At 61.1% G+C, this 15,593-nt stretch carries 16 protein-coding genes; 12 read left to right on the top strand and 4 right to left on the bottom strand.

The genetic code is table 11. The features are described from left to right. Positions 1–62 precede the first annotated feature (62 nt). Positions 63–821, top strand: a complete 759-nt coding sequence (locus J3361_RS17460; RefSeq protein ID WP_207965621.1) for an SDR family NAD(P)-dependent oxidoreductase — start codon at positions 63–65, stop codon at positions 819–821. A gap of 49 nt (positions 822–870) precedes the next feature. Here J3361_RS17460 and J3361_RS17455 read toward each other — a convergent pair whose 3' ends face one another. Further along, positions 871–1,869, bottom strand: a complete 999-nt coding sequence (locus J3361_RS17455; RefSeq protein ID WP_207965620.1) for an NAD(P)-dependent oxidoreductase — start codon at positions 1,867–1,869, stop codon at positions 871–873. 110 nt (positions 1,870–1,979) lie between these two features. On the opposite strand from J3361_RS17455, the gene J3361_RS17450 reads away from it, so the two are divergent. The 3 genes from J3361_RS17450 to J3361_RS17440 all read left to right on the top strand — a co-directional run bounded on the left by J3361_RS17450 (position 1,980) and on the right by J3361_RS17440 (position 4,107). Further along, positions 1,980–2,597, top strand: coding sequence for a TetR/AcrR family transcriptional regulator (locus J3361_RS17450; RefSeq protein ID WP_207965619.1), 618 nt, complete (start codon positions 1,980–1,982; stop codon positions 2,595–2,597). A gap of 136 nt (positions 2,598–2,733) precedes the next feature. Further along, entirely contained in the window at positions 2,734–3,363 is a 630-nt protein-coding gene (locus J3361_RS17445) for a LysE family translocator (protein ID WP_207965618.1), read from the top strand. A 63-nt stretch (positions 3,364–3,426) separates the two neighbouring features. Then, on the top strand, positions 3,427–4,107 hold the full coding sequence (locus J3361_RS17440; protein ID WP_207965617.1) for a class I SAM-dependent methyltransferase: 681 nt from the start codon (positions 3,427–3,429) through the stop codon (positions 4,105–4,107). On the opposite strand, the gene J3361_RS17435 is transcribed toward J3361_RS17440, so the two are convergent. Together J3361_RS17435 and J3361_RS17430 are read right to left on the bottom strand one after the other, a co-directional pair. Next, complete coding sequence (locus tag J3361_RS17435; RefSeq protein ID WP_207965616.1) at positions 4,096–4,743, bottom strand: histidine phosphatase family protein; 648 nt, start codon at positions 4,741–4,743, stop codon at positions 4,096–4,098. The two genes, J3361_RS17440 and J3361_RS17435, sit on opposite strands and share 12 nt — an antisense overlap. A 70-nt stretch (positions 4,744–4,813) precedes the next feature. Then, complete coding sequence (locus tag J3361_RS17430; RefSeq protein ID WP_207965615.1) at positions 4,814–6,055, bottom strand: OprD family porin; 1,242 nt, start codon at positions 6,053–6,055, stop codon at positions 4,814–4,816. 242 nt (positions 6,056–6,297) lie between these two features. On the opposite strand from J3361_RS17430, the gene J3361_RS17425 reads away from it, so the two are divergent. The 8 genes from J3361_RS17425 (at position 6,298) to J3361_RS17390 (ending at position 14,527) form a co-directional block, all read left to right on the top strand. After that, positions 6,298–7,245, top strand: a complete 948-nt coding sequence (locus J3361_RS17425) for a LysR family transcriptional regulator (protein WP_207965614.1) — start codon at positions 6,298–6,300, stop codon at positions 7,243–7,245. Positions 7,246–7,336: 91 nt separating this feature from the next. After that, positions 7,337–8,128, top strand: a complete 792-nt coding sequence (locus J3361_RS17420; protein WP_207965613.1) for a putative hydro-lyase — start codon at positions 7,337–7,339, stop codon at positions 8,126–8,128. A gap of 30 nt (positions 8,129–8,158) precedes the next feature. Further along, positions 8,159–8,698, top strand: a complete 540-nt coding sequence (locus tag J3361_RS17415; RefSeq protein WP_207965612.1) for a hypothetical protein — start codon at positions 8,159–8,161, stop codon at positions 8,696–8,698. Between the two features lie 136 nt (positions 8,699–8,834). After that, positions 8,835–9,770, top strand: a complete 936-nt coding sequence (locus J3361_RS17410) for a LysR family transcriptional regulator (protein WP_207965611.1) — start codon at positions 8,835–8,837, stop codon at positions 9,768–9,770. Positions 9,771–9,867: 97 nt separating this feature from the next. Further along, on the top strand, positions 9,868–11,247 hold the full coding sequence (locus J3361_RS17405; protein WP_207965610.1) for a UDP-glucose/GDP-mannose dehydrogenase family protein: 1,380 nt from the start codon (positions 9,868–9,870) through the stop codon (positions 11,245–11,247). Between the two features lie 176 nt (positions 11,248–11,423). Next, on the top strand, positions 11,424–12,131 hold the full coding sequence (locus J3361_RS17400; RefSeq protein WP_207965609.1) for an HPP family protein: 708 nt from the start codon (positions 11,424–11,426) through the stop codon (positions 12,129–12,131). 134 nt (positions 12,132–12,265) lie between these two features. Beyond that, positions 12,266–13,372: an enoyl-CoA hydratase/isomerase family protein gene (locus J3361_RS17395; RefSeq protein WP_207965608.1), complete on the top strand. Its 1,107-nt coding sequence runs from the start codon at positions 12,266–12,268 to the stop codon at positions 13,370–13,372. A gap of 3 nt (positions 13,373–13,375) precedes the next feature. After that, on the top strand, positions 13,376–14,527 hold the full coding sequence (locus J3361_RS17390) for an acyl-CoA dehydrogenase family protein (RefSeq protein WP_207965607.1): 1,152 nt from the start codon (positions 13,376–13,378) through the stop codon (positions 14,525–14,527). Positions 14,528–14,807: 280 nt separating this feature from the next. On the opposite strand, the gene J3361_RS17385 is transcribed toward J3361_RS17390, so the two are convergent. Next, entirely contained in the window at positions 14,808–15,581 is a 774-nt protein-coding gene (locus tag J3361_RS17385) for an enoyl-CoA hydratase (protein WP_024617255.1), read from the bottom strand. Positions 15,582–15,593: the final 12 nt, after the last annotated feature.

The following is a 15,593-nucleotide window of genomic DNA, read 5'->3' as shown; positions in this document are numbered from 1 at the left end:
GTCCGGTAGATTTTTTAGCAAGTGGACAGCTGTCCGCTTGCATACCCTTACCGGAGTTTACTATGAACAGCACGGGCAACACGATCCTGGTCACCGGCAGCACCTCAGGCATAGGCCTTGGCTTGGCGCTCAAGCTGCACAAGGCGGGTAACACCGTCATCATCGCGGGACGTCGCAAGGCACTGCTCGACAAGATCGTGTCAGAACATCCAGGTATTGAATCGGTATTACTGGACGTCTCTGATCCGCAATCCATCCAGCGCACTTGCGAAACGCTGGCGATCAGTCACCCGAATCTGAACGTTCTCATCAACAACGCCGGCATCATGCACTGGGAGGATCTAACCGCTGCGCAAGACCTGAGCATCGCCGAAAATATCGTGACAACGAACCTGCTCGGCACGATTCGCATGGTGTACGCATTCATCCCCCAACTGATCAAGCAGCCCAGTGCGACAATCATCAACGTCAGTTCAGCTTTGGCATTCGTCCCGCTACCTGCGACACCGACCTACAGCGCAACCAAGGCGGCCGTTCATTCGTTCACTCAAAGTCTTCGCGTGCAACTGGAAGCCTCGCCCGTCGAGGTGATCGAGCTTGCACCGCCAGGTGTGCGCACCACGCTGCTTGGGCAGGAAAATGACGAACACGCCATGCCTTTGGATGAGTTCTTGAATGAAATCTTCGAGCTGTTCGAGATCTCTCCAACCCCACAAGAGCTTATCGTCGAGCGCGCAAAACCCTTGCGGTTTGCTGAGGCGAGCGGCTCGCATGATGAGATATTGAACATGCTTGCGGGCTACAAACCACCGACAGAGTGATATTGACCATGCCATCGCTGCAGTCCTGAAAGGGCCTGCAGCGAGGCCCCTATAGCTTGCGCAATTCGCCACCCTCCTGCTTCAGACGCTCCAGATACGCAGTGGCATCCAGCAATTGATAAGGAAAATACAGCCCTGGTGGAGTCGGTGGCTGGCCGTCCAACCCGATCAGTCGTTCAACGATCATCGCGACGCTGAGGCCGGTCAAGGGGGCCGCGCCTGCCGGATGGATGAGCGCATGACGTGTCTGCAGCGGCTCGCCCTGACGGTCTTCGCCAATGAGTTCGATGATGATCTCGGTGGACATCGGCCTGCCCTGGCGTCGGGTTGAGCTCACTGCGGTGGCCAGGTTGAACTGGACATTCGGCGCGCCCGTCGCAGCCGCCAGGCCAACGACATCAATGGACGAGAAGCCGGTGGCCTCGATCTTCGTACCATCCACCGCGTGGAATCCGGCCTTGGAATCCTCTCCTTCGCGCCAGACGAACACACCGTCGCGCCGTGTCAGCGCGGCGGGCAGCATTTTGTTCAAATGTTCAAAGTCGGTGGCGACGGTCGGACCGCCAGTATCCTGCTCATCGACCAGGGCGTTGATACGGATGTCCTGGACTCGGCTGAAGGCTCGGGCAATGCTCAGCGTCGACACGGTCGTCGCGCCGGCCATCCATTCGTAACCGAGGACAATGGGTGAGGCATCAGGCGTGTGCATGTACGTTGCGATTTCCGGCGCGATCTCGAAGACACCGGAGGAAATGCTGAGGTGCGGCACGCCGCGCTTTTGCGCAAAACGTAATCCGGCAAGGGCATGGTCCATGTAAAAGACCACGACGGCGCTGACCGGGTGATCGCCGAGACCGAGGTCGTCTGCGGCGGCGTCGATCACCACGCCCTCTGCCCCGCCAATGTGCTCTGCGGCCCGCTGAGCCTTGGCAAGGTCGCGGCCACCAATCAGCAGGGGTACGTCGGGATGGGCGGCTCGTAGCGCCCGGGCGGTGTGATGGCCAATAGCGCCGGAACCGCCCATTAGCAAGATAGGATCAAGTGACATGGTGTGTTCTCCTTGTCTCTGGTTTAAACCTACTTTCAGTAGGTAAGCTAGCACACCATCACGCACTTAAACCTACCATTGGTAGGTTTTTATCGGCCAGGAACGAAAACGTGCAGAAAAACACTGAGCATAGCCCTCTCGGCGCCCCTCCCCGCCGGCTTGCGAAAGCCGAACGGCGGCGACAATTGCTGGATACCGCGCTATTGATCGTGCGCGAGGAAGATGCCGATCGGTTGACCTTGGGGCATTTGGCTGCTCGCGCCGGCGTGTCCAAACCGGTTGTCTACGATCATTTCGGCACTCGCTCGGGTCTGTTGATCGAGCTTTACAAGTGGATCGATACCGAGCGGGTCACCGCTTTTCGTGACGCCATGTCCAACACTGCGCGGAGCCTGGAGGAAACGGCCCTCGTCCTGGCCAGCGCCTACATTCATTGCGCGGCCGATAACACCGACGAATTCCATGCAGTGGGCGCAGCCCTGGCAGGCAGCGAAGAAAAGGCGGCGGTGTTCCAAGAGCTTCTGGACAACTGTGTGCAGATGTTCATGACCGTGCTCGAGCCTCACACAACGTGGTCGGCTGACGAACTTGAGCGATGCTGCATTGGCCTCATCGGCGCGGGAGAAGCCCTGTCCGGCGCGTTGGTGCGGGGGCGACACGACGAGGACAAGGTCATTGGCGCATTCGCGTCCCTGATTCTCAGCGTCGTAAAGCCGACGGTGGCGTAGCTTTAGGCGCTGCGGTAACGGCCCCGGGATGCTTACATGTCCGGACGACTGTTGCTATCAGATAGGCCCGGACTGTAGCTGACGCCCTCCTCGCCCTTCGCTTACCGTCGTGGCTCATCCCACCGGAGCGATCCCCATGCCGGACACCGCCAATCTCTACCTGTTTGTCATTGCTGTCGTGCTGTTGCTGATCGTTCCTGGGCCCAACATGGCCTTCGTCACCAGCCATGCGTTGGCCCACGGCTGGCGTGCTGGCGTCGCGGCCGCCCTCGGCATCTCCTTTTCTGATCTGCTGATGACGATAATGGTCAGCGCGGGCATTGGTGCGTTGGTAATGAGCTGGGCGCCGGCGTTCGACGTGCTTCGCCTGGCCGGGGCCGGTTATTTGCTGTGGCTGGCCTGGCAGGCACTGAGAACGCCGGCCGCGACTCAGGACAGCCAACTGCAAGCGGCTTCGCTGTGGAAAATCTTCTGCCGAGGCGCCCTCAACAGCCTCTTGAATCCCAAGGCGCTGCTGTTCTTCATGGTGTTCCTGCCCCAGTTCGTTGACGTCAAGGCCGGCAGCGTGAGCCTGCAATTGATCTTCCTGGGTGCGCTGCTGGCACTGATCGCACTGGTCTTTCATACGCTGCTGGGTGTTTGCGCCGCGCAGCTCAGAGCGAAACTGGCGAACGGTGGGATTTCTAGACGCCTGGGCACGTATGGTTTCGCCGGGGTCATGGCCGCGCTGGCGGCACGCCTGTTGTTCCTTGATCGACCGCTTTGACCGGCGACTTTCCTGCGTCAGCGATTGGCCTATGCTTAGCCCATCCATTGCGGAGCTGGATCGATGTCGTCCTCGGAAACCACCCTCCTCCAAAGCTGGCACCACAACGCCCGGGCCTGGATCGAAGCCATCCGCACGGGCGCCATCGAAAGTCGCCAAACGGTTACTGACCAGGCCATGCTGCTGGCAATACAGAGCCGTCAGCCCGAACGCGTCCTGGATCTGGGCTGTGGCGAAGGCTGGCTGTTGCGGGCGCTGGCTGAACGGGGCATCGAAGCAGTCGGGGTGGATGGCGACGCGACGCTGGTCGATGCGGCCCGGGCGGCGGGTGCCTCGTCGGTACATCTGGCCAGCTATGAAGCGCTGGCGGAGGCGAAGCTGGACGTCGGCAGCGGCTACGACCTGATCTGCGCCAACTTTGCCCTGTTGCACCAGGACATCATCCCATTGCTCGCTGCGATGAACGCCCTGCTCAGCCCAGCCGGCGCGCTGGTGGTCCAGACTCTGCATCCGTGGGCCGTGGCGGCAGGCGATTATCAGGACGGCTGGCGAGAAGAAACCTTCGACGGATTCAAGGGCCAATGGCAACCCATGCCGTGGTATTTCCGCACCTTGTCCAGTTGGCTCAATGCCCTGGACATGGCGGGTTTCCGACTGGTCAGCCTGCAGGAGCCGCAACACCCACAAAGCCCGGTGCCGCAGTCGTTACTGCTGCTGGCCGAGCGATCCGCCTCATGGCGTTAGCGACTCGACGGTGAAGCACCCCGAGCGATAAACCAGCCGCGCCTGCATGCCGCGCTTTTGCAGGGTTTTGCGAACGGTTCTGAGGAACATGCCGTGGGAGACGATGATCGTGGTCTTCCCAGCCTCGTTTGCGTAAAGCTCATCGGCAACACCGAGCGCCCGCTGGTGTTCGGCTTTTCGGCTGACAGCTCCCAGTGAAATTCCCAGCAACCACAGAATCCTGTGCAACGCGAACCAATGCCTCAAACCCATCTTCAGGACGGGAATGCTGCTTAGCCGCAGGTCAAACTCACGTAATCGAGCATCCTGTTGGATACGCCCCATGTCGAACAACCTGCATGCCGTCGCGTAGGCTCTGTTGACGGGCGAGGACATGATGCTGGCCTCGCTCGCCAGGAGCAGTTGGGACACGTCCGGCTGGCTCAGGAAGGCTGCAATTTCAGCCTCATCGATGGATGAGGTCTGGTTGTATTCATCCAGCCGAAGCTTGGCCGAACGGGCATTGCAGGGTTTGTAATCGATCAACGGCGTGGCATGGCGTATCAGGTAAATCACGGCAACAGCTCCTTGTTTCCTGGCAAATCCCTTTCGAAGCGCACCTGTATACAGGCAAAGACGCCATTCAGCGAGTGCCATGCCATTTATCCAGGGGATACATCTGTGGCGAGGGAGCAAGCTCCCTCGCCACAATATATCGCAGGGTTTCTTACCAAAGCGCCACGGTATAGCTGACGATCAACCGATTCTCATCCAAGTCATTGCCAAAATTCGAGCGCACCGTCGCGTTACGCCATTTCAAGCCCAGCCCCTTCAACGTGCCGTCCTGCACCACATAGGCAATGTCCGTGTTGCGCTCCCATTCCTTGCCTTCGCCTGACGCAGTGCGCTGGACGTTGTCGCCAGTGATGTAGCGGGTCATGAAGGTCAACCCGGGTACGCCAACGGCAGCAAAGTTGTAGTCATAACGTGCTTGCCAGGAGCGCTCGTCGATGTTGGCGAAGTCGCCGATTTGCACGAAGTTGACCAGGTAGGGATCGCTGCGGCCGATGTAGGGGAACGGATCGTCGCCGCCCATGCGCTGGTAGCCCAGGCCAAACGCATGGCCCGCCAGGCTGTAGGTGAACATGGCGCCAAAGGCCTGGTTGTCGAGCTCACGAAAACTTCCATCTTCGGTGCTGCGTGAATAACGCACGTCACTCTTGAATGACTGGCCTGCGCCCAGGTCCAGGGTGTGGACGAACCCCAGGTAGTTTTGCTGGTAGATGTCTTCCAACTGGCTATAGCGGTATTGCACCGTGAGGTTGGGCAGGAACTGATAGTCCGCCCCGGCGAACTGAAACCTGTCGCTGCTGCCGCCAATGCGGTTGGCGGTCATGTCCTGATAGTCGGTGGAGTCGACAAAGTTGATCTGCGTGAGTTGCCCGGCGGTCAGCTTCAAGCGGTCGATTTCCTGCACGCTCAGCAAGCCGCCCTTGAACGTGCCCGGTAACAGGCGCGTGTCGTTGGAGCTCACCGCCGGGTCCTTGATCTGCAACGTCCCGAGCTTCAAGGTGCTATTGGATACGCGCACCTTAGCGGCCAGACCCAGTTCGCCATAGCGGTCTTGCGACCCTCCAGACAAATCCGCTGGCAACAGGTTGGTGCCAGCGGTGCCGCCCCCGGAATCCAATTTGAAACCGGCCATGCCCAAGGCATCGAGGCCGAAACCCACGGTTCCGGCGGTGTATCCCGATTCCATTCGCAGCAGGAAACCCTGGGCCCATTCCTCGGCCTTGTCCCGTGCGCCGTGCTGGCGGAAGTCGCGGTTGAAGTAGAAGTTGCGAGCCTCCAGGCTGCCTTTGCTGTCGGCGATGAAATCGGCCTGGGCGTTCGGCACGCCGATCAGGCTCAGGCCGAGCAAGGTGCCCGCCGAGGTCCAGGTCCATCGAGGGAATGTGGCGTGTTGCATGGCGCGCTCCTTTTTATGGGCGCGAGCGAACCCGCCAAGGGCTGAGCGCACGCCTCGTTATTGTTGTCATTGGGATGCCGGCGCAGTGGGCCTGCTTCGTGGAGCGGATTCTTCGCGTCGGGTCCGCGCAGCGTCAAACGGGAAAAAAGCCGGATCGGCCATAAGAAAATTTGATGCGCCCGATGGCCCGATCTGGAGTAACAATTGCAATCGTAAGAACCACACGCACCCAGAGAGCCTTCATGAACCTCAAATTCCTCGAAACCTTCGTCTGGGTTGCCCGGCTGCAAAGCTTCAGCCTCACCGCCGAGAAGATGTTCAGCACCCAGGCGGCGATCTCGAGCCGGATCGCCTCGTTGGAAGAGGAGTTGGGCCTGCGCCTGTTCGTGCGGGATTCCCGTGGGGTCTCGCTGACACCCGAAGGCCTCAAGGTGCTCGATTACGCCGAGCAGATGCTCGACGTCCAGCGCGCGTTGAAGCAGTCACTGGACACCAGCAGCCCGCAGCAAGGCCTGGTGCGCATCGGCGTGATGGATACGGTGATCCACACCTGGCTCAGCCCGCTGATGTCGATGCTGATGCAAGCCTTCCCCGCCGTGGAAATCGAAATCACCGCCGATGCCGCGCGCAACCTCTGTGAACAGTTGCAGAAAGGCTACCTGGACATCGTGTTCCAGACCGATCTGGTCCGCCACGAAAGCGTGCGCAACCTGGAGCTGGGTCACTACCCCATGCACTGGATCGCCGCCAGCCAGTCGATCTATGCCCGGCCCTATGCGTCGCTGATGGAAATGGCCGGCGAGCGCATCATCACCTTCGTCAAGCATTCGCGACCGCACCAGGACGTGCTCAACTTGCTGTACGCCCACGGCGTGAGCGCGCCGCGGGTCAGTTGCGTCAATTCGGTCTCGGCCATGACCCGGCTGATTCGCGACGGCTTCGGCATCGGCGCCTTGCCGGCCGCGCTGGTGGCCAAGCCCCTGGCCAGTGGCGAGTTGATCCAGCTCGAACCGGGCACCGCCCTGCCCCAACTGGACGTCGTTGCGTCCTGGCGCGCGGGCGTCGGCCTGGAGCTGGTCGAAAACATCGTCCAGATGAGCCGCCAGGTGGTCAGCCAGTACGCCGTCGATGTCGGGCCATTGCGCATGGTGGCGGCCCCCGGGCTGAACAGCCAAGCGCCTCTCGAATAACTTTTAGTTGTCGCGGGGTACCAATATTCCTTGTTGGACGTCATCGCCACGCTGTTCCCAAAGTAGCGAACGACCACTTGGAGAACCCGTGATGACGTCCTTCGAACAATTACAACAATGCTCACCCGTTGCCCTGCGCCAAAGCATCGCCGCCGGCCAATACCAAGGCCATACCAGCGGCCTGGGCCAAGGTCGCGTGCAAGCCAATATCGTGATTCTGCCCGGCGACTGGGCCAATGAATTCCTGCGCTATTGCACCCTCAACCGCCAGGCCTGCCCGGTGCTGGACGTGACCGAGCCAGGGGATCCATTTTTCCATAACCTGGGCGCCGCCATCGATATCCGGCATGAGGTGCCTCAATACCGCGTCTACCGCCACGGCGAGTGGCGCGAATCGCCGGTGGACATCGAGCACCTGTGGCAGGACGATCTGGTGGCCTTCGCCCTTGGCTGCTCATTCTCCTTCGAGCAACCCTTGCTGGAGGCCGGGGTCCGTTTGCGGCACATTGAGCTGGGGCGCAATGTGGCGATGTTCCAGACCAACATCGACACGCGCCCCACCGCCCGCCTGTCTGGCAAGATGGTGGTCTCCATGCGGCCGATGAAGGCCGCCGCGGCCATTCAGGCGATCCAGATTACCGGGCGCATGCCCAACGTTCACGGTGCCCCGGTGCACATCGGCGATCCGTCACTGATCGGCATTCGCTCCCTGGATACACCGGATTACGGCGACGCCGTTCCAGTGGAAGCGGACGAGATCCCGGTATTCTGGGCCTGCGGCGTGACGCCTCAATCGGTGGTCCAGGCCTCGCGCCCACCGTTGTGCATCACCCACGCCCCGGGCTGCATGCTGGTGACGGACTTGTGGAACAGTGATTTGTAAGCCACGCACGACAATCTGAAGGGATACGCGATGAACACGGCTCAGCAATCGATTCAACAGTACATCAATGCCAAGGACGGCAACCGCCCGCACCTGCTGGACCAGGCCTTTACGCCGACTGCTATTCTGGACATTGTCGTGCGCACCGGCTCCATCACGTTTCCTGGACACGTTGAAGGCCGTACCGCCATTGGCGATGTGCTGGTCAGCCGCTTCGGCCAGTCCTTCGAAAACGTCTACACGTTCTGCCTGGCCGCCCCGCCGCCAGTAGACGCCGAAGCGTTCCAGTGCAGATGGCTGGTGGCGATGTCGGACAAGAACAGCGGCGAGGCACGGGTCGGTTGTGGCCGGTATGACTGGCAGTTCGATCCGCAGTCGCGATTGGCCGAAGGATTGACCATCACCATTGAACACATGAAGACCCTGCCGGCGACCGATCTGCCGAGGATCATGGCCTGGGCATCGAGGCTGGACTATCCGTGGTGCCTGCCGGAAGCGGCTGTCGATAACATGCCGGATCTGCATGAGTTGCAAGAAGAGGTCTTGTATATGGCTAATTCCGAGCAGTGAAGAATATGAAACCTGCCTAGCAGCTGTGGGAGGGGACTTCCCTGTGGGAGCAAGCCTTGCTCCCACAGGGGGTGGGTGATCCTCCTCTCGCCACAGTTTCTATGCTTTCCATGACTGCGCCAAGGAACCGCCCCAAGTGAACATCAAGTTTCTCGAAACCTTCGTCTGGGTCGCCCGCCTGAAGAGCTTTCGCCTCACTGCGGAAAAGCTCTTCACCACCCAGGCGTCCATTTCCAGCCGGATCGCCGCGCTGGAGGACGAACTGGGCGTGCGCCTGTTCGTGCGCGACTCCAAAGGGGTGTCGCTGACCTCCGAAGGCCAGCGCGTGCTGGAATACGCCGAGCGCATCATGGACACCATGCAAAGCATGAAAGCCGTGATCAAGGACCCGCGCCAGGTGCGCGGCCGGATCCGCATCGGTGCAATGGATACGGTGATCCATACGTGGCTCAGCCCCTTGGTCACACGCCTGATGGAATGCTACCCGGCCCTGGAAATCGAACTGTCGGCCGACACCGCGAGCAATCTGTGTTCGCAACTGGAAAAAGGCTACCAGGACATCATTTTTCAGACCGACATCCTGCGCCTGGACAGCGTGCGCAATGCATTGCTGACCCGTTATCCGATGCACTGGGTGGTACGCACCGGCTCCGTTTACGACCGGTCCTATGAGTCGCTGGAAGATTTGTCCCAGGAACGCATCGTGACGTTTTCGCGCAACTCACGGCCCCACCAGGACATCCTCAACCTGCTGCACTCGGCCAACGTCGTCTCGCCACGCATCAACTGTGTGAACTCGGCATCGGCCATCACCCGCCTGGTTCGCGACGGCTTTGGCATCGGTGCCATGCCCGCGGCGCTGGTGGTCGGTGAACTGGCCCAAGGCACCTTGACGTTGGTGAATGGCGTGCCACTGCCCTCGGTCATGGACATCGTCGCCAGTTGGCGAACCGGTGCCGGCATGGAGCGAGTGGAAGACATCGTCAGCCTGACCCGGGAAGTGGTTGGCGAGTTTGTCGCGCAACTGCCCGCCGCGTACCGATTGACGGCGCAAGACTTCAGCGGGCTGTAAGTGAACTGCAATATCCCCGACTTATTCTGAGCCAAGCGCACTGCGGCGAACGCTGGTTGTGCATGTCGCTCGCTCGGAATGATCCAGGGAATCCGCCATGAAGATCAGTGTATTCGGAAGTGGTTACGTAGGTTTGGTGCAAGCCGCCGTATTGGCCGAGGTGGGCCATGACGTGGTGTGCATGGACATCGACGAGCGCAAGGTCGACAGCCTTCGGCAAGGTCAGGTGAGCATTTTCGAGCCCGGCCTGGCCGCGCTGGTGCGTGAAGGTCTGGAGGCCGGGCGCTTGCACTTCACTTGCGACGAACAGCTTGCCGTGCAACATGGCCAGGTACTGTTTATCGCGGTGGGCACACCGTCCCGGGACGATGGCAGCGCAGATCTGAGCCAGGTCCTGGCCGTTGGCGAGGCCGTCGCCCGCTACCGCGAGCAACCGCTCATCGTAGTGGAGAAATCCACCGTGCCGGTGGGCACCGGCGACGTTCTGCGGGCGCACATCGACAAATGCCTGCTCAAGGCCAGTCGCTTGCTGCAGTTCGATATCGTCTCAAACCCGGAATTTCTCAAGGAAGGCTCGGCGGTCGCCGATTGCCGTCGTCCGGACCGCATCGTGATCGGCTGCGAGCGCGATGAAGTGCGCGAAACCATGCGCGACCTGTACGCACCGTTCAACCGCAACCACGACCGGGTCCTGTTCATGGACCTGCGCAGCGCCGAACTGACCAAATACGCCGCCAACGGCATGCTGGCGACCAAGATCAGCTTCATCAACCAGATCGCCGAACTGGCCGAACACCTGGGGGCCGACATCGAGTCCGTGCGCCTGGGCATCGGCGCCGACTCGCGCATCGGCTACCACTTCATCTACCCGGGATGCGGCTACGGCGGCTCGTGCTTTCCCAAGGACATGCGCGCCCTGATCCACACCGCCGAGCAGGCCCACTGCTCCAGCGACCTGCTGCAAGCGGTGGAAGCCATCAACGGGCGGCAGAAACACAAACTGTTCGAGCGGATCAACGCGTTCTACCAGGGCGACCTGCGCGGCAAGACTTTCGCGCTGTGGGGCCTGGCCTTCAAGCCCAACACCGACGACATGCGCGATGCACCGAGCCGCACCTTGCTGGAATCGCTCTGGGCCGCGGGGGCTAGCGTCCGTGCGTTTGACCCGGAGGCGATGCAGCAGACGCAACTGCTCTACCCCGACGAGACCCGACTCATGTTGATGGGCACGCCGGAGTCGGTGCTGCCGGGGGCCGACGCGCTGGTCATCTGCACCGAATGGCAACCCTTCAAGGCGCCGGACTTCGACCTGCTCCGGCAGCGACTCAAGGCCCCGGTGATTTTCGACGGTCGCAACCTGTTCGACCCGGAGCGCATGGCCGACAAAGGCTTCACCTATTTCCCGATGGGTCGTGGGCAATCCCGCAGCTTGCCCATTGCCCAGCAGAACTGGTTTCCCGCCTCAAGAAGTGCTTGAGCCAAACCTTTACCTCAAAATTAATGCACTCAAGCAGCATTAATATGAATTTGTAAGCGAGGGGCGTGATCGGCACACTGTGCAGCGTTCCTCCCCCAACTGTTGGAACACTTAAAGGGCTTTCTGGGACCTCCCCGTAAGCCCCTTTTTTTGTTCGTTTTTTGGATTTTCGCTTAATGCTTTCTCGCTGGATTCCCGCCGCTATCAATACCCGTCCCACCGAATGGAGCCGCGCCGCCATTGGCATGGCGTTGGGCACAATGTTCAGTGTCTGGTTATGTGGCCAGGTCTTTGGCCTTGAGGTGGCGCAACACCTGATCGGTCCCCTCGGCGCCTCGGCCGTGCTGTTGTTTGCCGTGTCGTCGGGCGCCCTTGCCCAGCCTTGGTCGATTGTCGGCGGCTACCTGTGTGCGTCGGTCGTGGCGCTGCTGGTGGCCCATGTCTTGGGACGTACGCTGGGCAGCGCCTGCCTGGCGGCCGGCATGGCGCTGGTGCTGATGTGCTGGCTGCGTTGCCTGCATCCGCCGGCCGGGGCCCTGGCGGCGACGTTGGTGCTGGCGGATCCGTCCATCATTGCCCTGGACTGGCAGGCAGTCGGCGCTGCCATGCTGGCCGGCTCCGGGTTGCTCGCCTTTGCGCTGGCCTACAACAACCTGACGCGGGTGCGCTATCCCAAGCGCGCCAGCGAACCGGTGCCCGTCATACCAGCGGACCACCCTCCCGTCGACCGCCAAGCCATCACCGCCGAAGACCTGAAATTGGCGTTGGCAGAAATGGAGGCATTCTTCGACATCACCCCTCAAGACTTGGAGCAACTCATCCACGTCAGCGAGCGAAATGCCAAGCGCCGCAGCATCACGGAGGTCCTTTCAAGTCGCGGTTGAGCCTGTGGCTGCTATAAATATGCAGACAGGACCTGCACGTATCCCGGTTGTGCAAGGCAAATTTGCACTGGTACGATCCTGAACGGGTACGCGCGACACAATTCATAAAAAACAATAAAAGCAGGGAGTTAGCGATGACAGCTCAGGTTTCATCCCAAGCTGCGGAAACCATCGAAGCCGTGGCCCATGAGGTGCTGGTCGACGTTCGCAATCACGTTGGCCACTTGACCCTGAACCGCCCCGCCGGCCTCAATGCCCTGACCCTGGGCATGGTGCGCAGCTTGCAACAACAACTCGATACGTGGGCACTCGACCCACAGATCCGCGCTGTGGTACTGCGTGGCGCCGGCGACAAGGCGTTCTGCGCCGGCGGTGATATCCGCTCGTTGTATGACAGTCACAAACAAGGCGATACCCTGCATGAAGATTTCTTCGTCGAGGAATACGCCCTCGACCTGACGATCCACCACTACCGCAAGCCGATCCTCGCCTTGATGGACGGCTTCGTGCTGGGCGGCGGCATGGGCCTGGTGCAAGGCGCCGATCTGCGGGTCGTGACCGAACGCAGTCGCCTGGGCATGCCGGAAGTCGCCATCGGTTATTTCCCGGACGTGGGCGGCAGTTATTTCCTGCCGCGCATTCCCGGTGAGCTGGGGATTTACCTGGGGGTCAGCGGTGTACAGATCCGCGCCGCCGACGCGTTGTATTGCGGGCTCGCCGACTGGTACCTCGACAGCCACAAGCTCAAGCAACTGGACGAACGCCTCGATCGGTTGGAATGGCACGACACGCCGCTCAAGGATCTGCAAAGCCTGCTGGCCAAACTCGGCCAGCAACAGCTCCCTGCCCCGCCCCTAGCCGACTTGCGCCCAGCCATCGACCATTTCTTCGCCCTGCCCGACGTACCGAGCATGGTCGAGCAGTTGCGCCAGGTCACCGTCGCCAACAGCCATGAATGGGCGGTGAAGACCGCCGACCTGCTGGACAGCCGCTCGCCCCTGGCCATGGCCGTGACCTTGCAAATGCTGCGGCGCGGCCGGCATTTGAGCCTGGAAGACTGTTTTGCCCTGGAGCTGCACCTGGACCGGCAATGGTTCGAACGCGGAGACCTGATCGAAGGCGTGCGCGCCTTGCTGATCGACAAAGACAAGAACCCGCGCTGGAACCCGCCGACCCTGGAGGCGCTGGACGCCGGCCATGTGGCGAGTTTCTTCGACGGCTTCGACGACCACGGGAACTGAGCCATGCACGACCTCGAACTGACCGAAGAACAAGTGATGATCCGCGACATGGCCCGGGACTTCGCCCGTGGTGAAATCGCTCCCCATGCCCAGGCTTGGGAAAAGGCCGGCTGGATCGACGACGGCCTGGTGGCGAAGATGGGCGAACTGGGCCTGTTGGGGATGGTGGTGCCGGAAGAATGGGGCGGCACTTATGTCGACTACGTGGCCTATGCCCTGGCGGTGGAAGAAATCTCTGCGGGTGATGGTGCCACCGGGGCGCTGATGAGCATCCACAACTCGGTGGGTTGCGGGCCGGTGCTGAATTTCGGCACCGATGAACAGAAGCAGACGTGGCTGGCGGAGCTCGCCAGTGGCCAGGCCATTGGCTGCTTCTGCCTGACCGAGCCCCAGGCCGGTTCCGAAGCCCACAACCTGCGTACTCGCGCCGAACTGCGCGATGGCCAGTGGGTGATCAACGGCGCCAAGCAGTTCGTCAGCAATGGTAAACGGGCGAAACTGGCCATCGTGTTTGCCTTGACCGACCCGGAGCTGGGCAAGAAAGGCATTTCGGCATTCCTGGTGCCTACCGATACGCCGGGGTTCATCGTCGATCGCACTGAACATAAGATGGGCATTCGCGCCTCGGACACCTGCGCGGTTACCTTGAACAATTGCACGATCCCCGAGGCCAATCTGCTGGGCGCGCGTGGCAAGGGTTTGGCCATTGCCCTGTCCAACCTGGAAGGCGGCCGCATCGGCATCGCGGCGCAAGCCCTGGGCATCGCCCGCGCAGCGTTCGAAGCGGCGCTGGCTTATGCGCGTGATCGCGTGCAGTTCGACAAGCCGATCATCGAACACCAAAGCATCGCCAACCTGCTGGCCGACATGCACACCCGCATCAACGCCACCCGCCTGCTCATCCTCCACGCCGCCCGCCTGCGCAGCGCCGGCAAACCGTGCCTGTCAGAAGCCTCCCAGGCCAAGCTGTTCGCCTCGGAAATGGCCGAAAAGGTCTGCTCCTCGGCCATACAGATTCATGGTGGGTATGGGTATCTCGAGGATTATCCGGTAGAACGCTACTACCGCGATGCGCGGATTACCCAGATCTACGAAGGGTCGAGCGAGATACAGCGGATGGTCATCGCCCGGGAGCTCAAGCACTACCTGGTGTAATGGCTGTAACAGCATCGCGGGCAAGCCTTGCTCCCACTGAACCTGCGCTGCACACAGAATGCTGTGTCAGGTCCTGGATCCTGTAGGAGCAAGGCTTGCCCGCGATAGCGGTGTATCTGTCACTAAGAGGCTGAATGTTCTAGCCCAATCGCGAGCAGGCTCGCTCCCACAGAGAGTTGTGGCGTACACAAATACTGCGTACACCACCGATCCATTGTGGGAGCGAGCCTGCTCGCGATAGCGGTACATCAGTCACAACAATGCTGAATGTACCGCCGCCTTACTTGTCCTGAAACTCCGCCGCACGCTTGGCCACGAACGCCGCCATGCCTTCCTTCTGGTCCTGCGTCGCGAACGCCGCGTGGAAGACCCGGCGCTCGAAGCGTACGCCTTCGGACAGGCTGACTTCAAAAGCACGGTTGACGCTTTCCTTGACCATCATGCTGATAGGCACCGACTTGGAGGCGATCAACGCGGCAGTTTTCAGCGCATCGTCCAGCAGTTCATCGGCCGGTACGATCCGCGCGACGATGCCGCACCGCTCGGCTTCCACCGCGTCGATGAAACGCCCGGTCAGGCACATTTCCATGGCCTTGGCCTTGCCCACCGCACGCGTCAGGCGCTGGGTGCCGCCCATGCCCGGCAGCACGCCGAGATTGATTTCCGGCTGCCCGAACTTGGCGTTGTCGCCGGCCAGAATGAAGTCACACATCAGCGCCAGCTCGCAGCCACCGCCCAAGGCAAAACCGTTCACCGCGGCGATGATCGGCTTGCGGCGGTTGGCCACCCGGTCGCTGTCGCTGAACAGGTCGTCCAGGTAGATTTGCGGGTAGGTCAGCTCAGCCATTTCCTTGATGTCGGCCCCGGCGGCAAAGGCTTTTTTCGAGCCGGTTAGCACGATGCAGCCAATCTTCGGATCCGCCTCCAGGCTGTCCAGCGCCTGGTTCAGCTCGCTGACGATCTGCGCGTTCAAGGCGTTCAACGCCTGGGGACGGTTGAGGGTGATCAGGCCGACGCGGTCCTTGATCTCCAATAAAATCGTTTCGTAGCTCATGCAGGACTCCTG

It is taken from the genome of Pseudomonas sp. OA65, from assembly GCF_017498305.1.
In the GTDB taxonomy this organism is placed as follows: Bacteria; Pseudomonadota; Gammaproteobacteria; order Pseudomonadales; family Pseudomonadaceae; genus Aquipseudomonas; species Aquipseudomonas zanjanensis.
The sequence above is the reverse complement of the archived record's forward strand: the minus strand, read 5'-3'. Positions and strand labels throughout refer to the sequence as shown.